This is a genomic window from Bradyrhizobium symbiodeficiens (assembly GCF_002266465.3).
GTDB classification, from domain to species: Bacteria; Pseudomonadota; Alphaproteobacteria; order Rhizobiales; family Xanthobacteraceae; genus Bradyrhizobium; species Bradyrhizobium symbiodeficiens.
The window spans coordinates 352,466-375,375 of the sequence record NZ_CP029427.2; the positions used below are offsets into that span (position 1 = coordinate 352,466).

Sequence of the window (22,910 nt, forward strand, 5' to 3'; positions counted from 1 at the left end):
CGCAGCTTTCAGGCTGCGCGGCTAAGCTCTGACGTTGCCGAGGTCGCGAAGCGTCCGAAGAACCGGCCAGGCAGCCGCGAACGATCGTCGATGACGATGCGCTGGACGGGGGCGAGGCTGGTCGGATCTGGAAACATTCCAGGAATATATAGCAGGCCGAATTGGAATCGCGAGCGGTTTGACACGCACGGCTGACGCAACAAAAAAGCGCGGGGTTTTGCCCCGCGCTTTCGAAAAACACGACTCTGAGCGAGAGCTTACTCGTTGACGGCCTTGGCGTGCTCGGTCTTCTCGACGATACGAGCCGACTTGCCGCGCAGCTGGCGCAGGTAATAGAGCTTGGCGCGACGCACCTTGCCGCGGCGTACCACCTTGATCGAGTCGATCATCGGCGACATCACCGGAAACACGCGCTCGACGCCTTCGCCGTAGGAGATCTTGCGGACGGTGAAGCTCTCGTTGAGGCCACCGCCGGAACGGCCGATGCAGACGCCTTCATAGGCCTGCACACGGGTACGGTCGCCTTCGACGACCTTCACGTTGACGATCACGGTGTCGCCGGGACCGAATTCCGGAATGTCCTTGCCGGCGGACAGCTTGTCGAACTGCTCTTTTTCGAGCTGTTGGATCAGGTTCATGGGGTAATCTCCATCGGCGCGCCCAGCCGCGAGACACGGGGGCTGCGCGAAATTCGTTGATCCAGCTATTGCGGATGTGGCCGCTCCTATAAGGCAAGCCGGAGCGTTTGTCACCCGTCTGTCTTGTTTTTTGGCGTTTTTTGGCGTCCGGTCCGATTCGGGGCCTTTGCCGGGATTCGGGCCCACAAATCGGGCCGCCGGGCTGCCGTCAGCGCCTCGGATTGCACCCGCCGCCAAGCCGCGACCTTGGCGTGGTCGCCCGAGGTCAGGACCTCCGGGATCGCCGCCCCCTCGAACAGCTGCGGGCGGGTGTATTGGGGGTATTCGAGCAGGCCGTCAGAGAAGCTTTCCTCGGTTCCAGAGGCTTCCTTGCCCATCACCCCCGGCAACAGCCGTACGCAGGCGTCGATCAGGGCCAGGGCTGCGATTTCGCCCCCGGACAGCACGTAATCGCCGATCGAGACCTCCTCGAGGCCCCGAGCGTCGATCACCCGCTGGTCGATCCCCTCGAACCGGCCGCAGACGATCAGGGGGCCTGGGCCCTGGGCGAGCTCTGTGACGCGAGCCTGGGTCAATGGCCGACCCCGGGGGCTCATCAGCAGCCGCGGCCGCTCAGGGGCGATCTCGGCGGCATCGATGGCCGCCGCCAGAACATCCGCCCGCAGCACCATGCCCGGTCCGCCGCCGGCCGGAGTGTCGTCGACGCTGCGATGGCGGTCGGTAGCGGACGCCCTGATGTCCCGCGCCTCGATCTCCCAGAGCCCGGACGCCAGCGCCCGGCCGGCCAGGCTCACGCCGAGCGGCCCCGGAAACATCTCCGGAAACAGCGTCAGCACGGTCGCGCGCCAGGGTGAGGGATTGGTCATTGCAGCCAGCTTAGCCAAAACCACGGCCTGTGGTTATGGATCCCCGCGCCCGTGCGCTTTGCGCACTAGGCGGGGACGACTCTCGGAGGGAACTTCGCCACGATCCTCGCCCTCGATCTCCTGCGGCAGCGCGATCACGACGCGACCGCCCTTGAGATCGACCTCCGGCACCACCGCGTTGGTAAACGGCAGCAGCAGCGTCGTGCCTTTGGGCGGCGCGATCTCGATGATGTCGCCGGCGCCGAAATTATGGATCGCGAGCACGCGGCCGAGCGCGTCGCCGTCCGTGGTGACGGCGGCGAGCCCGATCAGATCGGTGTGGTAATATTCGTCGTCGTCAGTTGCGGGCAGTTTTTCGCGCGCGACGTAGAGCTCGATGCCGTTGAGGCGCTCGGCCTCCTCGCGGGTCGTGACGCCCTTGAACGTCGCGACCAGATGATCCCTGGCCTCGCGCGCCGTTGCGACCTCGAACTGGCGCTTGCCGTCCTTGGACAGCAGCGGACCGTACCGCTTCACGGCAAAGGGATCTTCGGTGAAGGTCCACAATTTGACCGCACCGCGCACACCATGCGCGGCGCCGATCCGCGCGACGCAGACCAGCGCCGACATGATCTGGCCTTAACCCTTCGCGGCGGCTTCAGCCTGCGCCTTGCGCTCCTTGCGCGGCACGGCCTTCTCGGGGTTGTTGCGCGCTTCGCGCTTCTTGACGCCGGCGGCATCGAGGAAACGCGACACGCGGTCGGACGGCTGCGCGCCCTTGGCGAGCCAGGCCTTCACCTTGTCCATATCCAGCTTCAGTCGGGTCTCGTTGTCCTTCGGCAGCAGCGGGTTGAAATAGCCGAGACGCTCGATGAAGCGGCCATCGCGGGGAAAGCGCGAATCGGCGACGACGACGTGATAGACGGGACGCTTCTTGGTGCCTGCGCGGGCGAGGCGGATGACGACGGACATTTAGTTCTCCTTCAAAGTACGCTTTGTTCGGTTGATTGGTATTTTCGCGGCGCGCGGGGCACTTGCGACCCGTGCGACGAATTCCTCATTTCTTCTTGCCCGGGAAACCGCCGAGGCCCGGCAGCATCGGCTTGCCGCTCAGCCCGGTGAGTCCCGGAACGTTCGGCAGGCCCTGGCGTAGCCCGGCCGGCAAATCCTTCGGCAGATTCGGAAGGCCACCGCCGCCGCTCTGCATCTTTTCCTGCAGCGCCTTCATCTCTTCCGGCGAGGGCGGCTTCATGCCGCCGCCAAAGCCCATCGCCTGTGCGATGCCGGCGAGCGGGCCACGCTTGCCCGAGCCCATCGCCTTCATCACGTCGGCCATGTTCCGGTGCATCTTCAGCAGCTTGTTGACCTGCTCGACGCTCTGGCCGGAACCCGCGGCGATACGTTTCTTGCGGCTGGCCTTGAGCAGATCGGGATGACGGCGCTCGTCGCGCGTCATGGAATCGATCACCGCGACCTGGCGCTTCAGGATCTTGTCGTCGATGCCGGCGGCTGCGATCTGGTTCTTCATCTTGGAGATGCCGGGCATCATGCCCATCAGCCCGCTGATGCCGCCCATGCTGGCCATCTGCAGCAATTGCTCGCGCATGTCGTTGAGGTCGAACTGACCCTTGCGCATGCGCTCGGCGGTGCGCGCGGCCTTCTCGGCGTCGATATTGGCGGCGGCGCGCTCGACCAGCGAGACCACGTCGCCCATGCCGAGGATGCGGCCGGCGATACGGTCGGGATGGAAATCTTCCAGTGCGTCGGTCTTTTCACCGGTGCCGAGCAGCTTGATCGGCTTGCCGGTGACCGCGCGCATCGACAGCGCAGCACCGCCGCGGCCGTCACCGTCGACGCGGGTCAGCACGATGCCGGTGAGGCCGACGCGCTCGTCGAAGGCGCGCGCGAGGTTCACGGCGTCCTGACCGGTGAGCGAGTCTGCAACCAGCAGCACTTCATGCGGATTCGCAGCCGCTTTGATCGCGGCTGCCTCCGCCATCATGTCTTCGTCGAGCGTGGTGCGGCCGGCGGTGTCGAGCAGCACGACGTCGTAGCCGCCGAGCTTGCCGGCTTCCATCGCGCGCTTGGCGATCTGCGGCGGCTGCTGGCCGGCGACGATCGGCAGCGTCGGAATGTCGAGATCGCGGCCGAGCACGGCCAGCTGCTCCATTGCCGCCGGACGGTAGACGTCGAGCGAGGCCATCAGCACCTTGCGCTTGTCGCGCTGGACCAGGCGGCGGGCGAGCTTTGCGGTGGTGGTGGTCTTGCCCGAGCCTTGCAGGCCGACCATCATGATCGGCACCGGCGGCACGGAATTGACGTCGATGGTCTGGCCCTCGGCGCCGAGCGTGTTGATCAGCTCGTCATGGACGATCTTGACCACCATCTGGCCGGGGGTCACCGACTTGACGACGGTGGCGCCGATCGCCTGCTCGCGGACGCGCTCGGTGAAGCTGCGGACCACTTCGAGCGCGACGTCGGCTTCCAGCAGCGCGCGGCGCACTTCGCGCATCGCGGCGTCGACGTCCTTTTCGGTCAGCGCACCGCGCCCCGTCAGACGATCGAGAATGCCACCAAGCCGTTCCGACAGATTGTCGAACAATGAAGTCGTCCTTTTCCTGCTCGCCAGAATGGCGATCTTCCAAACACCTTTACGCCCGAGGGCGCATCGCGCTGTCGGGCGTTGACCTCCGGCCTCCAGGGCCAGTCGGCGGGTCGAAAAGAAAGCCTTTCCGAGAAAGTGGCGGGGTTAAACGCCGCTCCCGCCCAAAAGTCAAGGAAAGTTAGGGCGCCGGGGCGGCTTTGCCAAGGTAAGGTCCTGAAAACAGGCCTCTTTTGCCGGCTGGTTCTTTTTCCGTGGGTCCCGCCCATATAGAAGGTGATGACTTACCTTTCCCGCCAGCCCTGAAGCCAGCCTGTGCCGGTCACCCGCCGCCGCGTTTTCGGGCTGCTGGCCGGGGCGGGCGCGCTGGCCGGTATCCCGTCCCTCTGGATGTCCCGCATGAAAACCTATGACGGCCCCGCCTCCGACCATTTCGACGGCCTGAACTTCTTCGATCCGGACGGCGCGCCGCCGAAATCGCTCCGCGAGGTGCTGCGCTGGCAGCTCGGCGGCAGGCGGCAGCGGGCGAAATGGCCCGACTGGGCGCCCAGCCCGCATGCCGACACCCCGCCCGCCCGCGTCGATGGCGACAAGGTGCGGCTCTCCTTCGTCGGCCACGCCAGCTGGCTGATCCAGGCCGGGGGCCTCAACATCCTGGTCGACCCCGTCTGGTCGGAGCGGGTTTCGCCGGTCAGCTTTGCCGGGCCGAAGCGGCACAATGATCCCGGCATCGTCTTCGAGAAACTGCCGCAGATCGACGTCGTGCTGGTCTCGCACGGCCATTACGATCATCTCGACATCGCAACGCTGTCGCGGCTCACCAAGAATTTTGCCCCGCGCGTGGTCACCCCGCTCGGCAACGACGTGACGATGCGCAGCTGGGATTCCACGATCAAGGCGGAAGCGTTCGACTGGCATGATCGCATCGAGCTCGGCGGCGGCATCGCCGTGCATCTGGTGCCGACGCGGCACTGGACGGCGCGCGGCATGTTCGACCGCAACAAGGCGCTGTGGGCGAGTTTTGTGCTGGAGACCCCTGCGGGGAAAATCTACGTCGTCTGCGATTCCGGCTACGGCGACGGCCGGCATTTCCGCCGCGTCGCCGAGCGGCACGGCAAGCTGCGCCTCGCCATCCTTCCCATCGGCGCCTACGAGCCGCGCTGGTTCATGCGCGACCAGCACATGAATCCGGAAGACGCGGTGAAGGCGCTGGCCGATTGCGGCGCCGAGGCCGCGCTCGGGCATCATCACGGCACGTTCCAGCTCACCGACGAAGCGATCGACGCGCCGGCCAAGGCACTGTCGGAAGCGCTCGACGCGGCGGAGATTTCGCAGGAGCGGTTCGTGGCGATGAAGCCCGGGCAGGTGGTGGAGATTTAGGGTCTCGCTGCACACGCCGCTCGTGCCCCGGCTCTGCGCAGCGTCACTGCGTGCCGCTGCGCAGAGCCGGGGCACGGGACTTATTGCTCTTTCGCCTTGATCGCCCAGCTCACATTCACCGTCACCGACAGCGTTTCCTCGCCCGGCGCAACTGCGGCTGGCGCCATTTGCGGCGTCGCCATCCGCGCCTTGAACAGCGGCACGGGAGCGCCGCCTTCGGACACGCTGAGCGGAGCGCCCAGCGTCACGCCGGTGGCCTTGGCGTAGATCTCGGCCTTGCGGCGCGCATCGGCGACCGCCTGCTCACGGGCATCGTCGAGCAGCTTTGATGCCTGCGTCACCTCGAAGGAGATGTTGCCGATATCGTTCGCGCCGGCACCGACCAGCGCGTCGATGATGCCGGCGACCTTGGTCACGTCACGAATTTTTACCGTGACGCGATTGGAGGCGCGGAAACCCACCACGGGCGAGGCGCCGGTGGATTTGTTCTGGCCGTATTGCGGCTGCAGCGACAGCCGCGAGGTCTGGTAATCCTTCTCGGGGATGCCGGCGCCCTTCAGCGCCAGCAGCACCTTGCCCATCGCGGCGTTGTTGGCGTCGGAGGCTTCCTTCGCCGTCTTGGCGTCGTTGGCGATGCCGGCGTCGATCTGCGCGAGATCGGGCGCCGCGGAAATGTTGGCTTCGCCGCTCACCGTAATGGCGGATGGAAAATCATCGGCAAGCGCAGGCGTTGTCAGCAGCGTGGCGGCGAAAACGGCGGCAAGGGACGTAACGAGTACGGCAGGCTTTTTCATTGGTCTCACTTCAGCGGCACGAAAACATTGATCACGAGCTTGTCTTCTGCGGTCTTCAGGGGATCGGTGAGATATTCCTCGATGAAGGTGTCCTTGGCTTCCAGCCTCTTGTCGTCAAGGTGATTGGTGATCGCCTCATAGGTGTTATCCATGTTGTCGTAGGAACCGCGATGGACGAATTTCAGCGCCTTGCCCTCCGGCGATTTGCCGATGCTCATGTCCTTGGGCAGCTTCTGCGGATCCTGATCGACCGGGATCTCGGCGAGGAAGGTGAAGCCGGTATCGTCGGTCGAGGTGTAGACGATCATCGAATTGCCGGCGTGCTTGATGCCCTGCTTGTCCAGCAGCGTGTTCAGCGCCTTGAAGGCGTCGACCAGCGTGTCGAAGGCCGAATCCCAATTGGCGGTGCCCTTGACCATCACGACCTTCCTGGGCTCGAGCGTGGTCTCCTGGCCGAAGGGATCGGCGGTCTGCACGGGAGCCGGCGTTGCGGCCGCAGCCGGAGCGGCCGGGCTGGGTGACGGTGAGGCGCTGGCGGCTGGCGCAGGTGAGGGCGTTGCCGCAGGTGCCGGCGAGACGCTCGCGGCCGGAGCGGGCGAAGCCGACGGGGCCGGCGAGGGATTTGTCGAAGAAGGACTTGTCGAAGAAGGACTTGCCGATGCAGCCGGCGCCGGGCTCGGGGTTTGCGCCAGCGTGGCGGACAGGCCAAACGACAAGGCCGCTGCCGGGATCAGCGCGGCCAGAGCGATACGACGAAAACGGTTCATTCTATTCTCCCCAAAACCTTACCCGGCAAGGCCTTACGCCCCCAAAAGGCCTTAACCCGGCCGCGCGTCCCGGATCCGCGCGAACCGCGCCGTTCTAACACGCGAGCGTCGAATTCGTCCCATGACAGATGCGTCATGGCAGAAGACCTGGCCATCGCCCCAAATCACTGGCCAAGCCGCCAAGGATCGCCATATAAGGCAGGCGAAATTCGGGAATTTTCATGAGCGCGCTGGCCAACCACGCATTTGCCAAGATGAACGGCATCGGCAACGAGATCGTCGTCGTCGACATGCGCGATTCCGCAGGCGGGGTGACGCCGGACGACGCCCGCGCGGTGGCGTCGGCACATGGCGGCGTGGCCTACGACCAGCTCATGGTGCTCTCGAGGCCGCGGTTCGACGGCACCGAGGCCTTTATCAGCATCTACAATAATGACGGCTCGGAGGCCGGCGCCTGCGGCAACGGGATGCGCTGTGTGGTGCGGCGCATCTTCGAGAAGACCGGGCAGACCGCCGCGACGTTCGAGACCGCGGCCGGCTTGCTCAATGCCTGGCAGGGCCCGGCTCCGGATCTCTACACCGTCGACATGGGTGCGCCGAAGTTCGGCTGGCAGGAGATTCCGCTGGCCGAGGAGTTTCGCGACACCCGCTACATCGAATTGCAGATCGGGCCGATCGACAATCCGATCCTGCATTCGCCCTCGGTGGTGAGCATGGGCAATCCGCATGCGATCTTCTGGGTCGAGGACGTCAACGCCTATGATCTCGAGCGTTTCGGTCCCTTGCTCGAAAACCACCCGATCTTCCCGGAGCGCGCCAATATCACGCTCGCCCACATCGTCGATCGCGACCACGTCACGATCCGCACCTGGGAGCGCGGCGCCGGGCTGACCAGGGCCTGCGGTTCGGCGGCCTGCGCGACCGCGGTTGCCGCCGCGCGGCTGAAGCGCACCGAACGCAAAGTCGAGATCACGCTACCCGGCGGCAAGCTCGGCATCGAATGGCGCGAGCGCGACGACCACGTGCTGATGACGGGCACGGCGACCTTCGAATATGAGGGCCGATTCGATCCGGCGCTGTTCGCGCCGGCCGCCTGATGGCGATCGACATCGTCACCTTCGGCTGCCGCCTCAATGCGTTCGAGGCCGAGGTGATCCGCCGCGAGGCGGAAGCTGCGGGGCTCAAAGACACCATCGTCATCAACAGCTGCGCCGTCACCAACGAGGCGGTGGCGCAGGCGCGGCAATCGATCCGAAAATTGAAGCGCGAGCGGCCCGAGGCGCGCATCGTCGTCACCGGTTGCGCGGCGCAGACGCAAAGCGGCATGTTCGCCGACATGAGCGAGGTCGACCGCGTCGTCGGCAATGACGACAAGATGCGGTCATCCGCGTGGCGCGAGACACGCAATGCCTTCGATCTCGGCGCCGGCGAGAAGATCGCCGTCAGCGACATCATGGCCGTCAAGGAGATGGCGCCGCATCTGATCGACGGCTTTGCGAGCGGCCTGCCGCGCGTGTTCGTGCAGGTGCAGAACGGCTGCGACCATCGCTGCACCTTCTGCATCATCCCGTTCGGCCGCGGCAATTCGCGCTCGGTGCCGATGGGCGCGGTGGTCGATCAGGTGCGAACACTGGCGGAACGCGGCCATGCCGAGATCGTGCTGACCGGCGTCGACCTCACCAGCTACGGCACTGACCTGCCGGGCGCGCCGAAGCTCGGCATGTTGACCAAGCAGATCCTGCGTCACGTGCCGGAGCTGAGGCGTCTGCGCATCTCCTCGATCGATTCGATCGAGGCGGATGCCGATTTGCTCGATGCCATCGCTGATGATGCGCGGCTGATGCCGCATCTGCATCTGTCGCTGCAGTCCGGCGACGACATGATCCTGAAGCGCATGAAACGGCGGCATTCGCGGCAGGATGCGATCGCGTTCTGCGAGCAGGTCCGCCGCCTGCGCCCGGACATCGTCTTCGGTGCCGACATCATCGCGGGCTTCCCGACCGAGACGGATGAGATGTTTTCACGCTCGCTCGATCTGGTCGAGCAATGCGGCCTGACATTCCTGCACGTCTTCCCCTATTCACCCCGCCCCGGCACGCCGGCCGCGCGGATGCCGCAGGTGGCAGGCGGTGCGATCAAGGAGCGTGCGAAGCGGCTGCGTACGGCGGGCGAAGCCGCGCTGCGGAAGCGGCTGCAAGCCGAGATCGGCGCGACGCGCGAGGTGCTGATCGAGAGCGACGGACAGGGTCGCACGGAGCATTATCTGCCGGTGGCGATCGCGGGCGAGCGTGTCGGCAGCGTCGTTTCGCTGACGATCAACGGCAGTGATGGCGAGCGGCTCATCGTATAACTCGCGGCTCTTCCTTCTCCCCTTGCGAGAGAGGGGAAGAAGCTACGACGCCCTGACCTGCCAGAACCGCAGCGTCCGCCTGGCATTCTCCGCCGTCATCCGGGCGTAATTCCCCTGCGCTCTTGCAAGGTCCGCAGGCTTCATCGCACCCGTCGCAAAACGGCATTCGAGCACGGCGGTGGTGGTTTCCCAGCTGAGCTGCGCCGCCTTGCACGGTACCAACAAGCCGTCGTCGCGCAGGCTCTGCATCAGCGGGCGAATCACCTCGACGGTCGATCCGGACAGCGCGGCCAGCGCCGCGGCGGTCTCTTCATAGCGCCGCTGCGTGGCGAAACCGAGCAGCGTCGCTTCGCTGAGCTGGCCGGTCGCCTTGAGCATTGCAATCGCGCGTTTTGCCCCTTCGAAATCGCGGACACCCGACATCTCGCGATCGACACCGACGGTGACGGCCGCGATCGCGCCCTGGATTTCTTCGAACAGATGCGGCGGTGCGCGCGACAGCAGGCGGGCGCGCACGGCATCGCTGGCCGAGCGCAGCAACCGGCGGCGCAACTCCGACGGCAGGTCGACGCGGACGCCGACGCTGACGGCAAGTTCAGGATCCGCCTCGGCCTGCCCGACCATGGCCGCGAATCCGTTTCCGGAGACGCGCGCGCCGGGATTTGCGGCGAGCCGGCGGCTGACGCTGGGATAGCGGCGTGCCAGAAGTGCGTCGGTGACGATCTCCTTCAGCCACCAGCGGCCGGCGATCGCGAGCAGATGCGGTTCGCCCTTGGATGCTGCAATCTTGACCAGATCGCCGTCGTCGAGGCGGGCGGATTCCTGCAGCACGGGACCTGCGATGCGGATCTCGTCATTGCCGGCGAGGCGGCGGATCACGGAGGGCGGCGCCTGCGCGATCGGCGCCAGCTGCGCGCTGATCTCGGCGAGCGCAATGCGTGCGCCCATGTCGGCAAGCGCCCGCAGCTCGATCGTGCCGATCAGGCGCTCGAGCACGTCGTCGAACAGCGCGATCTGCTCGTCGTCAAAACTGCCGGCGGAGGACAGGAACAGGTCGGTGACGCGCCGGGCCGTTTCCAGCCCCTTTTCCGCCGAGCCGAGCCGAATCGCGGATTCGACTTCGTCGATGATCGATAGCCCGGCCGTGGACATGACGCGCAGCTCGTCCTGAGCAGATTGACGGAAGCTTGTTCTAAGCAACCGCTATCATTAGCGACGAGCACTGAACGTTTCGTAAACCAAGGCCACGGGCGAATACGGATGCGGCTATTCCCCATTCCACCCGCAGGCGCGAAGCTTCTGGTGCATGTGGGGCGGGGCCGGCGCCACGACGCGGACCGGCTCCTTGTTCCGGGAGATCGGCACCACGATCTCGCGGGAATGCAGATGCAGCTTCGGCTCGCCGAAACGGGGGCCGTTGCCGTAAATGTTATCGCCGAAGATCGGCCAGCCGGTCGCCGACGAATGCACCCGCAATTGATGGGTCCGCCCGGTCACCGGTTCCATGGCAAGCCAGGTGAGGCCGTCGCCCCGGCCCATCACTTTCCAGTTGGTGATCGCCTTCTGTCCCTCGGGATCGGGCTTCTGCCACCAGCCGCGTTCGGCGTTGAGCCGGCCGAGCGGCATGTCGATGGTGCCCTCGTTCTCGGTGGGGCCACCCTCGACCACGGTCCAATAGGTCTTGCCGATCTTGCCGTGCTTGAACAGGAGGCCGAGCGAGGCCGTTGCCTTGAGGTGGCGGCCGAGCACGAGGCAGCCGGAGGTGTCCTTGTCCAGCCGGTGAGCCAACACCGGCGGCCGCGGCAGGCCGAAACAGAGCGCGTCGAACGAGGCCTCCAGATTGGCGCCGCCCTTGGGGCCGCGATGCACGGGAAGCCCGGCCGGCTTGTCGATAATCAGCATCAGCCCGTCGCGATGGAGCACGCGCGCCAAAATCTCGTCGGCGGTCAATTGGGGAACATCGAGCAATTGCAGGACTTTCGGTCAAGACTTTCGTTTGGGAGCCGGAACGGCTAACACACCGCCACCATGAACGATACCACCCCAGAGACCCCCAAGCTGAGCTGGTGGCGCCGCCTGTCCAACGGGCTGAAGCGCACCTCGTCCTCGCTCGGGACCGCGGTCGCCGACCTCGTCACCAAGCGCAAGCTCGACCGCGCCATGCTCGACGACATCGAGGACGTGCTGCTGCGTGCCGACCTCGGCACGTCGGTCGCGGTCCGGATCGCGGAAGCCGTCGGCACCGGCCGCTACGACAAGGCGATCTCGGCCGACGAGGTCAAGGACGTCGTCGCCACCGAGGTCGAGAAGGTGCTGACGGCGGTTGCGAAGCCGCTCGTGATCGATGCGGGCAAGAAGCCGTTCGTCATCCTCGTGGTCGGCGTCAACGGCTCCGGCAAGACCACCACCATCGGAAAGCTCTCGCAGAAATTCGCCTCCGAGGGCCGCAAGGTGATGCTCGCCGCCGGCGATACGTTTCGTGCGGCGGCCATCGAGCAGCTCAAGGTCTGGGGTGAGCGCACCAAGACGCCGGTCATCGCGGGCGCGCAGGGCTCGGACTCGGCGAGCCTCGCCTTCAACGCGCTGACGGCGGCGAAGGAGCAGGCCATCGACGTCCTGCTGATCGATACTGCCGGCCGCCTGCAGAACAAGGCCGAGCTGATGAACGAGCTCGAAAAGGTCGTGCGCGTGATCCGCAAGGTGGATGACACTGCGCCGCACGCCGTGCTGCTGGTGCTGGACGCCACCGTCGGCCAGAATGCGCTGTCGCAGGTCGAGGCCTTCCATCGCACGGCGGGGGTCACCGGCCTCGTGATGACGAAACTCGACGGCACCGCGCGCGGCGGCATTCTGGTCGCGCTCGCGGAGAAATTCAAACTGCCGGTGCACTTCATCGGCGTCGGCGAGGGTGTCGACGATCTCGCGCCGTTCACCGCGCGCGACTTCGCCCGCGCTATCGCCGGAATCGAAAGCTAGAGAATGGACAAGACCCAGCCGCATCCGCTGTTCAAGCTGGCGACCGAGCTCGGGCCGCTGCTCGTGTTCTTCTTCGTCAATGCGAAGTTCAATCTGTTTGCCGCCACCGGCGCCTTCATGGTCGCGATCGTCGCGGCGATGGTTGCGTCCTACGTGGTGACGCGTCACATCCCGATCATGGCGATTGTCACAGGCGTGATCGTGCTGGTGTTCGGCACGCTGACCCTGGTGCTGCATGATGAGACCTTCATCAAGCTCAAGCCGACCATCATCTACGGCCTGTTCGCCGCGATCCTCGGCGGCGGCCTGTTGTTCGGCCGCTCCTTCATTGCCGTGATGTTCGACCAGATGTTCAATTTGACCCCGCAGGGCTGGCGCATCCTCACGCTGCGCTGGGCGCTGTTCTTCGCCGGCATGGCGGTGCTGAACGAGATCGTCTGGCGCACCCAGAGCACGGATTTCTGGGTGAACTTCAAGGTGTTCGGCGTGACCCCGATCACGATGATCTTCGCCATCGCCCAGATGCCGCTGACCAAGCGCTACCACCTCGAGCCGGCGTCGCTGGAGGCGAGCGAGGCCGAGGCAGGGGATGTGCGGAAGGGGTGAGCAGGTTCGTGTCCGGGACGTGCGTAGCGCGAGCCGGGACCCAGAACTTTCCCAAGAGTGCCGTTGTGGAGATCCGGGGCAGAGCGGCGTTAAGACCCCGCCTTCAGCGCCTTCTCCATCTGCGGCAACAGCACCGTCCGCAGATTGTCCGGCGTGATCGGGCCGACCAGCTTGTAGACGATGGTGCCCTCGCGTCCCACGACGAAGGTTTCGGGCACGCCGTAGACGCCCCATTCGATTGAGGCGCGGCCGTTGGCATCCACGCCGACGCGGCCGAACGGGTTGCCGTAGCGCCCGAGGAAGCGGCGCGCATTGTCGGACGCGTCCTTGTAATTGATGCCGACCAGCTGGAAGCGCTTGTCCTTGGCGAGCTCGGTCAAAAGCGGCGCCTCGTCGTGGCACGGCACGCACCAGGACGCCCAGACATTGACCAGGCTGACCTTGCCCTTGAACGCGGCGGGGTCGAGGCCCGGCACCTGCGCGTTTTCGATCTGCAATCCCTCCAGCGGCGGCAGCGCCGTCTGCGGCGCCGGACGACCGATCAGCGCGGACGGAATCCGCGAGGGATCGCCGCTGCCGAGCCGGAACCAGAACAGCAGCGCCAGGCCGATGAAGGCGATCAGCGGCAGCACCATCAGGAAGGTGCGACGGTGCGGCGGTGCGGAAGTCGATTGTTCGCTCATGACGCGTCCATCGCGCTGCGCCCGGAGCGGCGGGTGATGCCGCGCTCCTCCAGCTCGCGCAGGCGCTGCGTCTGGCTGCGATAGTCGAGCACGATCCAGCCGATCAGGATGACGACCACGACGGCCGCTGCGGCATAGGACGTCACGATGAAGGATGCATAGGGACCGAGCGACATGATCAGGCGGCCCCAACTTCGTTCGACACGTTTTGTCCGCGCGCGCCGGCGCCTATTTCGCTCGAGAACGCCACACGGCTCGCCTGCATCATCTGCAGGGAGCGGACGCGGCGGCGCAGGATCTCGTTGCGCATCGCCGCCAGATGCAGCGTGACGAACAGCAGCGTGAAGGCGATCGCCATCACCAGCAGCGGAATCAGGAACGACTTGTCGAGGGCGGAGCCGCCCATGCGCATCACCGAGGCCGGCTGGTGCAGCGTGTTCCACCAATCGACCGAGAACTTGATGATGGGAAGGTTGATCGCGCCGACCAGGGTCAGCACGGCGGCGGCGCGCGCCGCGCGCGAGGGATCGTCGACCGCGCGCCACAGCGCCATCAGGCCCAGATACATCAGGAACAGGATCAGCACCGAGGTCAGCCGCGCATCCCACTCCCAATAGGTGCCCCACATCGGCCGGCCCCACAGCGAACCTGTGAGCAGCGCGAGGAAGGTGAAGGCGGCGCCGATCGGCGCTGCGGCTTTTGCGGCGACGTCGGCGAGCGGATGCCGCCATACCAGCGTGCCCAGCGAAGCAATGCTCATGACGCCCCACACGAACATCGACAGCCACGCATTGGGCACGTGGATGAACATGATCTTCACCGTCGCGCCCTGCTGGTAGTCGTCGGGCGCCAGCGCGGCTTGATAAAGACCGATCGCGAGCAGGAGCACGGTGGCGGCCGCAAGCCACGGCAGGACCCGCGCTGTCAGCGCGAGGAACCGCGTGGGGTTGGCGAGGTCGATCAGTGTCATGGTACCCTGATAATCATCGGTGGCCGCTCAGGCAATCAGCACGAAAGCCCGCAGCGAAAGTTGATCGGGGTCAAGTCAGTCGCGCGCATCTCAGTCGAGCCCATTTCAATCAAGTCCATGCCGCAGGCTCGCTGCGGCTGCGAAGGGGCCGATCACGAGGCTGACCAGCGACAGCGCGCACAGGATCGAGAACGGCGCACCGAAGGTCATGGGGCCGACGATCACGGCTTGCGAGGCCGCAACGCCGAAAATCAGCACGGGAATCGACAGCGGCAGCACCAGCACCGCCATCAGCAGCCCGCCGCGGTGCAGCGTCACCGCCAGCGCCGCGCCGATCATGCCGGTAAACGTCAGCGCCGGAGTGCCCGCCAGCAGCGTCAGTGCCACCGCACCGGTCGCGACCATGTCGAGGTTCAGCAGCAGGCCGAGCACCGGGGTTGCGACAATCAGCGGCAGTCCGGCGGCCAGCCAATGCGCCAGTGCCTTGGCGGCGCAGGCGAGTTCGAGCGGGGTCCGGCTCATCGTGATCAGGTCGAGCGAGCCGTCCTCGTGGTCGGCCATGAACAGCCGGTCCAGCGTCAGCAGGCTCGCCAGCAGCGCGCCGAGCCAGAGGATGGCCGGCCCCAGCCGCGACAGCAGCGCCAGATCCGGCCCGACCGCGAACGGCATCAGGACGACGACGGTGAGGAAGAACAGCACGCCAATCAGCGCCCCGCCGCCGACGCGCAGCGCGATCCGGACGTCCCGGCGGATGAGGGCGGACAGGGCAGTCATGGGGGGCTCCCCTTGTGCCGCAAGGGCGGTGCGCTCCCTCCCCCGCTTGCGGGGGAGGGTTGGGGAGAGGGTATCTCGACAACGAAGACTCCCCCAGAGGAGAGAACCCTCACCCGGCGCTGCGCGCCGACCTCTCCCGCGAGCGGGAGAGGCGAGGGAGCCCGCGGCGACCGCTGCGTGCCGGGTGCGAGCGCGGCACCTTGCCGCTCGAAAAGCTGAGGGTCGGGCCGCATCACCCCAGACCCCCGATCCGCAGCTCCCGCGTCTCGATCCCCAGCGGCGCATGGGTGGCCGCGACAATCAGGCCGCCGCGCGCGAGGTGTTCGCGCATCAGGCCGCCGAACATGTCCTGGCCGGTCACGTCCAGCGCGTTGGTCGGCTCGTCCAGCAGCCAGACCGGGCGGCGGACGGTCAGCAGCCGGGCCAGCGACAGCCGGCGGCGCTGGCCGGCCGACAGGAAGCCGGCGGGCAGGTGGATGGTATGCTCGAGCCCTACCGTGGCGAGGCTCTCGGCGAAGTCGAAACGCTCCCCGCCAAGGAAATCGGCCCAGAATGACAGGTTCTCCGCTACGCTGAGCGCCGGCTTCAGGGCATCGCGATGGCCGAGATAATGGCACTGCTCCGGCAGCGTCAGCTCGGCATCGCCGCCGCCCAGTACGATCGTCCCGCCCGCCGGAACGAGAAGGCCCGCGATCAGCCGCAGCAACGAGGTCTTGCCCGACCCGTTGCGGCCGACGACCGCCACCGCTTCGCCGGCGACGGCCGCGAAATCGAGCCCGGCAAACACCTCGCGGCCGCCGCGCACGCAGGTGACGTCGCGTCCGGAAAGCTGCATCTTGTCTCGGTCCACCCCGCTCAAAGCCGGGCCTCAGGAAAACTTGGGGTAGCGCATGGGAATTTTTGGCTCGCGAATGCTGCGGTACGATTGTGGCTGTGGCGGCGCGGTTAGAAAGCTTCTATAAGCCCGGAACTACTTGATGCAGCAACTCAACCTGCCCCTGCAAGCGGCCCAGCCTGATACGCTGACGGTGTTAAGATACCCTGCCGGGTATAGCTAACAATTGGGATTCCTACATGACCTCGCTCGACAGCTTCAAATGCAAAAAGACCCTCAAGGTCGGCGCCAAGACCTATGTCTATTACAGCCTGCCCACGGCCGAGAAGAATGGTCTGAAGGGAATTTCGAAACTTCCCTATTCGATGAAGGTCCTGCTCGAAAATCTCCTCCGCAATGAGGATGGCCGCACGGTCAAGAAGGAAGACATCGTCGCGGTCTCGAAGTGGCTGCGGAAGAAGTCGCTGGAGCATGAGATCGCCTTCCGCCCGGCGCGCGTGCTGATGCAGGACTTCACCGGCGTGCCCGCGGTGGTCGACCTCGCCGCGATGCGCAACGCGATGCAGAAGCTCGGCGGCGATGCCGAGAAGATCAACCCGCTGGTGCCGGTCGACCTCGTCATCGACCATTCCGTGATCGTGAACTTCTTCGGCGACAACAAGGCTTTCGGCAAGAACGTCACGGAGGAATACAAGCAGAACCAGGAGCGCTACGAGTTCCTGAAGTGGGGCCAGAAGGCGTTCTCGAACTTCTCCGTCGTGCCGCCAGGCACCGGCATCTGCCATCAGGTCAATCTCGAATACCTCTCGCAGACGGTCTGGACCAAGAAGGAGAAGATGACGGTCGGCAAGAAGACCGGCACCTTCGAGGTCGCCTATCCCGACTCGCTGGTCGGCACCGACTCCCACACCACCATGGTCAACGGTCTCGCCGTGCTCGGCTGGGGCGTCGGCGGCATCGAGGCGGAAGCCTGCATGCTCGGCCAGCCGCTGTCGATGCTGCTGCCCACCGTCGTCGGCTTCAAGCTGAAGGGCGCGATGAAGGAAGGCGTCACCGCGACCGACCTCGTGCTGACAGTGACGCAGATGCTGCGCAAGCTCGGCGTGGTCGGCAAGTTCGTCGAGTTCTTCGGCCCGGGCCTCGACCATCTTTCCGTCGCCGACAAGGCGACCATCGCCAACATGGCACCCGAATATGGCGCGACCTGCGGTTTCTTCCCGGTCGACGCTGCCGCGATCGACTATCTCAAGACCTCCGGCCGCGCGGCGCCGCGCGTCGCGCTGGTGCAAGCCTATGCCAAGGCACAGGGCCTGTTCCGCACCGCCAAGTCGGCCGATCCGGTGTTCACGGAGACGCTGACGCTCGATCTCGGCGACGTCGTGCCGTCGATGGCCGGTCCGAAGCGCCCCGAAGGTCGCATCGCGCTGCCGTCGGTGGCCGAAGGATTCTCGCTTGCGCTCAGCAATGAGTACAAGAAGGGCGAAGAGCCGGCGAAGCGTTTTGCCGTCGAAGGAAAGAATTTCGACCTCGGCCATGGCGACGTCGTGATTGCCGCGATCACGTCCTGCACCAACACCTCAAATCCGAGCGTGCTGATCGGCGCCGGCCTGCTGGCCCGGAATGCAGCCGCGAAGGGCCTCAAGGCGAAGCCGTGGGTCAAAACCTCGCTCGCGCCGGGCAGCCAGGTGGTCGCGGCCTATCTTGCTGATTCCGGTCTGCAGAAGGATCTCGACAAGGTCGGCTTCAACCTGGTCGGCTTCGGCTGCACCACCTGCATCGGCAATTCCGGTCCGCTGCCTGAGGAGATCTCGAAGTCGATCAACGACAACGGCATCGTCGCAGCCGCCGTGCTCTCCGGTAACCGCAACTTCGAAGGCCGCGTCTCGCCGGACGTGCAGGCGAACTATCTGGCCTCGCCGCCGCTGGTCGTTGCGCACGCGCTCGCCGGCAGCGTCACCAAGAACCTCGCGGTCGAGCCGCTCGGCGAAGGCAAGGACGGCAAGCCGGTGTACCTCAAGGACATCTGGCCGACGACCAAGGAGATCAACGCCTTCATGAAGAAGTTCGTGACCGCGGCGATCTTCAAGAAGAAATATGCCGACGTGTTCAAGGGCGACACCAACTGGCGCAAGATCAAGACCGTCGAGAGCGAGACCTATCGCTGGAACATGTCTTCGACCTACGTGCAGAACCCGCCCTATTTCGAAGGAATGAAGAAGGAGCCGGAGCCGGTCACCGACATCGTCGAGGCGCGCGTCCTCGCCATGTTCGGCGACAAGATCACCACCGACCACATCTCGCCGGCAGGTTCGATCAAGCTCACCTCGCCCGCCGGAAAATACCTCAGCGAGCACCAGGTGCGCCCCGCCGACTTCAACCAGTACGGCACGCGCCGCGGCAACCATGAAGTGATGATGCGCGGCACCTTCGCCAACATCCGTATCAAAAACTTCATGCTGAAGGGCGCGGATGGAAATATCCCCGAAGGCGGTCTGACCAAGCACTGGCCCGACGGCGAGCAGATGTCGATCTACGATGCCGCGATGAAGTACCAGCAGGAGCAGGTGCCGCTGGTGGTGTTCGCCGGTGCCGAATACGGCAACGGCTCCTCGCGCGACTGGGCGGCCAAGGGCACCCGCCTGCTCGGTGTGCGCGCCGTGATCTGCCAGAGCTTCGAGCGCATCCATCGCTCCAACCTGGTCGGCATGGGCGTGCTGCCGCTCACCTTCGAGGATGGCACCTCGTGGTCGTCGCTCGGCCTCAAGGGCGACGAGAAGGTCACGCTGCGTGGCCTGCAGGGCGACCTCAAGCCGCGCCAGAAGCTGACCGCGGAAATCGTCTCCGGCGACGGCTCGCTGCAGCGCGTTTCGCTGCTTTGCCGCATCGATACGCTGGACGAGCTCGACTACTACCGCAACGGCGGGATCCTGCACTACGTGTTGCGCAAGCTCGCGGCCTGAGCGCGAACTTGTGAACGGTGGCTCACCGCGACGTGAGTAGAAGGTTAAACGAAGGCGGCCTATCACAAGGCCGCCTTCGAGCGTTTGCGGCATGCTCCAGATGGGCCCGCCCGGCGGAAAACCCCCTTTCGGGTGGTTCGCCTGGACGGTTGAGTGTGTCGCGCCCCGTAAGATTACGGTGACCATCCGGCTTTAAGATCTCTCTTCCCACGAGCAATGGCGTGCGGCGTTCAACATGACAGCAATGACGGCTTCTCATCTGATTTCACGTTGGTCCGGTGTGCTCTGGTCGGGAGCTCTCGGCATCTGTGCGATCGTCGCCGTCATCCGTCCTGCCGAGGCCGACCCCCGTGCCGTTGTCGAATTGTTTACCTCGCAGGGCTGCTCGTCCTGTCCGCCCGCCGACCAGATCATCGGTGATCTCTCCAAAGACCCCTCGATCATCGCGCTGAGCATGCCGATCGACTATTGGGACTATCTCGGTTGGAAAGACACGCTGGCGGATTCGCGCTTCTCTGCACGGCAGCGTGCCTATTCGCGCATGCGCGGCGACCGCGAGGTCTACACGCCGCAAGTCGTGGTCAACGGCTCCACCCATGTCGTCGGCAGCGATCGTGCCGGCATCGAGAGCGCGATCGGCAAGAGCGACAAGGGTACGGGCGTCATGAGCGTGCCGGTGACGATGTCGCTCGAGGGAAAGCAGATCAACGTGTCGGTGGCCGCGAGCAACGAGCCGGCCGTCTCGCACGGCGAGGTCTGGATCTGTTCGATTGCCAAGTCGGTCCCGATCGCGATCACCCGCGGCGAGAATCGCGGACAGCAGGTCACCTATCACAACGTGGTGCGCAACCTGCTCAAGGTCGGCGACTGGACCGGCCGTTCGGAAAGCTGGACGGTGCCGATCGAGAACCTCACGCGCGACGGCGTCGACGGCGCGGTGGTCTATGTCCAGGACGGCAGCCGCGACAAGCCCGGCACGATGCTGGGTGCAGCGTACACGTCGCTGCACTGAAGCGCACGCGCTTCGAGTCTTCCGACTCGAACACAGTCTTAACCCTTATGGTGAGGCGCGCGCCCTTGCGCGCGAGGCGGACGATGCTGCGCATCGCCGCGAGAACCATGCAGGCCCGCACTGATGCAGCGTGGCCTTTCATCCTTCGAGACGCGCGCAGGAGCGCGCTCCTCAGGATGAGGACAGAAAGTTTTACGCGGATTTTTGAGAGGAGGTCTGCGCCCCGCCGGAAACATCCCGACACAAACAAAAAGGACCAACTTGCGTTGGCCCTCCTTGTGTGCGTACAGACCCGATCCTGTTCGACCCCGGGGGGCTGGGGGCTGAGGAATCCGGAACCGAAAGGACCGGGTCAACGCACACGAATCTTTTCGCAATGCAGGGCGGCAGTCGCTAGGCGGAAAAGCGGCGAGACTATGATTCCTGCTAACGATCCCGTGACGGTTTGCCGCGACGGAGTTCCACCATTGCGTGTGCACGGATTCGCACCCGATTCGACAGGTTGAATCAGGAGCCTCTTGCGGCGCTGACCGGTTGGCGCAATCATGGAGCTGTCATGATCCGGGTTCCGGGGACGGTCTTCGCGGACGGGGTCATGCCGTGCGATGAGGAAGCGCTCCATGAGTCTGTCGGAGGATGCCGATCCGAGCGAGCAGCGCGCGGCGGCGCGCCCCGCTGCTGCGGCCACGCAACTGAGCCGGGTGACGTTCAATCGGCTCGAGCTGCATCGTATTCTCAATCTCTACGGCCGCATGGTCGCCGATGGCGAATGGCGCGACTACGCCATCGACTTCCTCAGGGATCGCGCCGTGTTCTCGGTCTATCGCCGTGCCTCGGAAGTGCCGATCTACCGCATCGAGAAGGACCCGCGGCTGGCGCGCAAGCAGGGCATGTACAGCGTGATCTCGGCGACGGGCCTGATCTTGCGCCGCGGCCACGAACTGGAGCGCGTGCTCCTGGTGATCGACCGCAAGCTGGCGGTGGTGTAGCCGCACGAACGGTGCCGTAGGGTGGGCAAAGGCGCGCAGCGCCGTGCCCACGTTCTTTCTCTATCGCGGGGAGATGGTGGGCACGCTTACGCTTTGCCCACCCTACAAGCCCTACTTCCCCGGCACCGTCTTCGCGCCCTCGCCGAGGTCGCGCTGCATCATCACGGTGTCCAGCCAGCGGCCGAATTTCAGCCCGACATTGGGATGCGTGCCGATCATCTTGAATCCGCCCTTGGTGTGGACGCCGATCGAGCCGGCATTGGCGGAATCTCCGATCACCGCGATCATCTGACGGAAGCCGCGCGCCTCGCATTCGGCAACCAGCCGGTCCAGCAGCAACGAGCCGATGCCGCGGCGGTGGAAGGAGGGATCGAGATAGATCGAATTCTCGACCGTGAAGCGGTAGGCCGGGCGCGGGCGGTAGGCGCCGGCATAGGCATAGCCGGCCACGCGACCGTCGAGCATGGCGACGAAATAGGGATAGCCGCCGTCGACCAGCGTGCGATAGCGCCGCGTCATCTCGGGGAGGTCCGGCGGCTCCAGCTCGAACGTCGCGGTCCCCTCGCGGACGGCCTGCTGATAGATGGCGGTGATGGCGGGAAGGTCGGCCTCGGTTGCAGGCCTGATTTCGGGTGCGGACATGCCGCAAAGATAGCAGGGGCGCTGCGATGAGCAACGCTGTTCCCGCATACGTCATGGCCGGGCATAGCCGTACGAAGGACGGCGTCGCTTCCGCTCGCCCAAAACAAAAACCCCGGCCTTTCGGCCGGGGTTCGTGTCCGTTCGTCCTGGTCGTCGCTTACTCTCGCTGGCCGAGAAGCTGCAGCAGCAGCGTGAACAGGTTGATGAAGTTCAGGTACAGCGACAGTGCGCCGGTGATGGCCGCGCGCTCTGCGATGTCACCGCCGGCCGAAGCGTAGCCGTAGATGTAGTCGTTCTTCAGCCGCTGCGTATCCCAGGCGGTGAGGCCCGAGAAGACCAGCACGCCGACCACCGACACGATGAACTGCAGCATCGAGCTGGCCAGGAACAGGTTCACCAGGCTCGCGATGATGATGCCGATCAGGCCCATGAACAGGAACGAGCCCATCGCGGTGAGGTCACGCTTGGTGGTGTAGCCGTAGAGGCTCAGCGCACCGAACGTGGCCGCGGTGATGAAGAACACCCGCACGATCGAGGTGTGCGTGAACACCAGGAAGATCGACGACAGCGAGATGCCCATCAGCGCCGCGAACACCCAGAACAGGATCTGGGCAGTCGAGGGAGCCAGACGGTTGATGCCCGCCGAGATCACGAACACCATGGCGAGCGGCGCCAGCATGAACAGCCATTTCAGCGGGCTGACGAACATCGCGTAGCCGAACGGCGTCAGGAACAGCTTGCCGACGCGGACGGCGTCCGCGGTCGGGACGTCGGTCACGGCAGCCATGTAGACGCCGAGCGCGGCAAGGCCGGTGATGGCGAGGCCGATGCTCATGTAGTTGTAGATGCGCAGCATGTAGGCGCGCAGGCCGGCATCGACCGTCGCGGCGTCAACACGCCCGGCGGCCCTGCCGAAAGGAGAAGCGTAGTTACGGTCTAGGTCCGACATGGTCGAATTCCCGTTGGTTGGTCCGGTCCGGCATGAGGGTCGCCATGCCGCCCGGTTCGTCAAATTCTATCTCGGATACCGATGCCTGCCGACTAAATTCTGGCTAACAATCGGGACTCCGAACCCATTGGATATGTG

At 65.3% G+C, this 22,910-nt stretch carries 24 protein-coding genes; 8 read left to right on the forward strand and 16 right to left on the reverse strand.

Annotation, left to right across the window (positions count from 1 at the left end):
• Window positions 1–257 precede the first annotated feature (257 nt).
• The 5 genes from rplS to ffh form a co-directional block, all read right to left on the reverse strand.
• On the reverse strand, window positions 258–638 hold the full coding sequence (gene rplS, locus CIT39_RS01705) for a 50S ribosomal protein L19 (protein WP_094890672.1): 381 nt from the start codon (window positions 636–638) through the stop codon (window positions 258–260).
• Window positions 639–748: 110 nt separating this feature from the next.
• Window positions 749–1,504: a tRNA (guanosine(37)-N1)-methyltransferase TrmD gene (trmD, locus tag CIT39_RS01710; protein ID WP_094972719.1), complete on the reverse strand. Its 756-nt coding sequence runs from the start codon at window positions 1,502–1,504 to the stop codon at window positions 749–751.
• A 33-nt stretch (window positions 1,505–1,537) separates the two neighbouring features.
• Window positions 1,538–2,113, reverse strand: a complete 576-nt coding sequence (rimM, locus tag CIT39_RS01715; RefSeq protein ID WP_094972720.1) for a ribosome maturation factor RimM — start codon at window positions 2,111–2,113, stop codon at window positions 1,538–1,540.
• Window positions 2,114–2,122: 9 nt separating this feature from the next.
• Window positions 2,123–2,455 (reverse strand): 30S ribosomal protein S16, encoded by a 333-nt coding sequence (gene rpsP / locus CIT39_RS01720; RefSeq protein WP_014438992.1) that lies wholly within the window; start codon window positions 2,453–2,455, stop codon window positions 2,123–2,125.
• An 85-nt stretch (window positions 2,456–2,540) separates the two neighbouring features.
• Window positions 2,541–4,085 carry a signal recognition particle protein gene (gene ffh, locus CIT39_RS01725; protein WP_094972721.1) on the reverse strand — a complete coding sequence of 515 codons (1,545 nt, stop codon included), beginning with the start codon at window positions 4,083–4,085 and terminating at the stop codon, window positions 2,541–2,543.
• Between the two features lie 315 nt (window positions 4,086–4,400).
• Between ffh and CIT39_RS01730 the strand changes: the two genes are divergently transcribed.
• Window positions 4,401–5,465, forward strand: coding sequence for an MBL fold metallo-hydrolase (locus CIT39_RS01730; protein ID WP_162308842.1), 1,065 nt, complete (start codon window positions 4,401–4,403; stop codon window positions 5,463–5,465).
• 80 nt (window positions 5,466–5,545) lie between these two features.
• Here CIT39_RS01730 and CIT39_RS01735 read toward each other — a convergent pair whose 3' ends face one another.
• Together CIT39_RS01735 and CIT39_RS01740 are read right to left on the reverse strand one after the other, a co-directional pair.
• The gene (locus tag CIT39_RS01735) at window positions 5,546–6,259 is read right to left on the reverse strand and encodes an SIMPL domain-containing protein (protein ID WP_162308843.1); all 714 of its coding nucleotides are present in this window, start codon (window positions 6,257–6,259) and stop codon (window positions 5,546–5,548) included.
• Window positions 6,260–6,264: 5 nt separating this feature from the next.
• Window positions 6,265–7,026, reverse strand: a complete 762-nt coding sequence (locus CIT39_RS01740) for a GyrI-like domain-containing protein (RefSeq protein WP_094972723.1) — start codon at window positions 7,024–7,026, stop codon at window positions 6,265–6,267.
• A 221-nt stretch (window positions 7,027–7,247) separates the two neighbouring features.
• Here CIT39_RS01740 and dapF point away from each other — a divergent pair, with 221 nt between their 5' ends.
• Together dapF and mtaB are read left to right on the forward strand one after the other, a co-directional pair.
• Window positions 7,248–8,123 carry a diaminopimelate epimerase gene (dapF, locus tag CIT39_RS01745; protein ID WP_094972724.1) on the forward strand — a complete coding sequence of 292 codons (876 nt, stop codon included), beginning with the start codon at window positions 7,248–7,250 and terminating at the stop codon, window positions 8,121–8,123.
• Window positions 8,123–9,376, forward strand: a complete 1,254-nt coding sequence (gene mtaB, locus CIT39_RS01750) for a tRNA (N(6)-L-threonylcarbamoyladenosine(37)-C(2))-methylthiotransferase MtaB (RefSeq protein WP_094972725.1) — start codon at window positions 8,123–8,125, stop codon at window positions 9,374–9,376. Before dapF ends, mtaB begins: the two co-directional genes overlap by 1 nt.
• Before the next feature lie 42 nt (window positions 9,377–9,418).
• Here mtaB and CIT39_RS01755 read toward each other — a convergent pair whose 3' ends face one another.
• Both CIT39_RS01755 and CIT39_RS01760 read right to left on the reverse strand, forming a co-directional pair.
• Window positions 9,419–10,528: a DUF2336 domain-containing protein gene (locus tag CIT39_RS01755; RefSeq protein ID WP_094972726.1), complete on the reverse strand. Its 1,110-nt coding sequence runs from the start codon at window positions 10,526–10,528 to the stop codon at window positions 9,419–9,421.
• Between the two features lie 114 nt (window positions 10,529–10,642).
• Window positions 10,643–11,344, reverse strand: coding sequence for an RluA family pseudouridine synthase (locus tag CIT39_RS01760; RefSeq protein ID WP_162308844.1), 702 nt, complete (start codon window positions 11,342–11,344; stop codon window positions 10,643–10,645).
• 60 nt (window positions 11,345–11,404) lie between these two features.
• Here CIT39_RS01760 and ftsY point away from each other — a divergent pair, with 60 nt between their 5' ends.
• Window positions 11,405–12,352: a signal recognition particle-docking protein FtsY gene (gene ftsY / locus CIT39_RS01765; RefSeq protein ID WP_094972727.1), complete on the forward strand. Its 948-nt coding sequence runs from the start codon at window positions 11,405–11,407 to the stop codon at window positions 12,350–12,352.
• 3 nt (window positions 12,353–12,355) lie between these two features.
• On the forward strand, window positions 12,356–12,958 hold the full coding sequence (locus tag CIT39_RS01770) for a septation protein A (protein WP_094972728.1): 603 nt from the start codon (window positions 12,356–12,358) through the stop codon (window positions 12,956–12,958).
• Window positions 12,959–13,047: 89 nt separating this feature from the next.
• Here CIT39_RS01770 and CIT39_RS01775 read toward each other — a convergent pair whose 3' ends face one another.
• The 5 genes from CIT39_RS01775 to ccmA form a co-directional block, all read right to left on the reverse strand.
• Window positions 13,048–13,641 (reverse strand): DsbE family thiol:disulfide interchange protein, encoded by a 594-nt coding sequence (locus tag CIT39_RS01775; RefSeq protein WP_094972729.1) that lies wholly within the window; start codon window positions 13,639–13,641, stop codon window positions 13,048–13,050.
• Window positions 13,638–13,823 (reverse strand): heme exporter protein CcmD, encoded by a 186-nt coding sequence (gene ccmD / locus CIT39_RS01780; RefSeq protein ID WP_094972792.1) that lies wholly within the window; start codon window positions 13,821–13,823, stop codon window positions 13,638–13,640. The genes CIT39_RS01775 and ccmD overlap by 4 nt, the downstream gene beginning before the upstream one ends.
• Window positions 13,820–14,611 (reverse strand): heme ABC transporter permease, encoded by a 792-nt coding sequence (locus CIT39_RS01785; protein WP_094972730.1) that lies wholly within the window; start codon window positions 14,609–14,611, stop codon window positions 13,820–13,822. Before CIT39_RS01785 ends, ccmD begins: the two co-directional genes overlap by 4 nt.
• Window positions 14,612–14,716: 105 nt before the next feature.
• On the reverse strand, window positions 14,717–15,385 hold the full coding sequence (ccmB, locus tag CIT39_RS01790; RefSeq protein ID WP_094972731.1) for a heme exporter protein CcmB: 669 nt from the start codon (window positions 15,383–15,385) through the stop codon (window positions 14,717–14,719).
• 232 nt (window positions 15,386–15,617) lie between these two features.
• Entirely contained in the window at window positions 15,618–16,220 is a 603-nt protein-coding gene (ccmA, locus tag CIT39_RS01795; protein ID WP_094972732.1) for a heme ABC exporter ATP-binding protein CcmA, read from the reverse strand.
• Window positions 16,221–16,459: 239 nt separating this feature from the next.
• On the opposite strand from ccmA, the gene acnA reads away from it, so the two are divergent.
• From acnA to CIT39_RS01810, 3 genes are all read left to right on the forward strand, one after another.
• A complete protein-coding gene (gene acnA / locus CIT39_RS01800; RefSeq protein ID WP_094972733.1) occupies window positions 16,460–19,180 on the forward strand; it encodes an aconitate hydratase AcnA in 2,721 nt (906 codons plus the stop codon).
• A gap of 235 nt (window positions 19,181–19,415) precedes the next feature.
• A complete protein-coding gene (locus CIT39_RS01805; RefSeq protein ID WP_094972734.1) occupies window positions 19,416–20,192 on the forward strand; it encodes a DUF1223 domain-containing protein in 777 nt (258 codons plus the stop codon).
• 620 nt (window positions 20,193–20,812) lie between these two features.
• Window positions 20,813–21,181, forward strand: a complete 369-nt coding sequence (locus CIT39_RS01810; RefSeq protein WP_018318882.1) for a DUF2794 domain-containing protein — start codon at window positions 20,813–20,815, stop codon at window positions 21,179–21,181.
• A 111-nt stretch (window positions 21,182–21,292) separates the two neighbouring features.
• Here the strand turns inward: CIT39_RS01810 and CIT39_RS01815 are convergent, their stop codons facing one another.
• Both CIT39_RS01815 and CIT39_RS01820 read right to left on the reverse strand, forming a co-directional pair.
• Window positions 21,293–21,823 (reverse strand): GNAT family N-acetyltransferase, encoded by a 531-nt coding sequence (locus CIT39_RS01815; protein WP_094972735.1) that lies wholly within the window; start codon window positions 21,821–21,823, stop codon window positions 21,293–21,295.
• A 157-nt stretch (window positions 21,824–21,980) separates the two neighbouring features.
• Complete coding sequence (locus tag CIT39_RS01820) at window positions 21,981–22,772, reverse strand: Bax inhibitor-1/YccA family protein (RefSeq protein ID WP_094972736.1); 792 nt, start codon at window positions 22,770–22,772, stop codon at window positions 21,981–21,983.
• Window positions 22,773–22,910 lie beyond the last annotated feature (138 nt).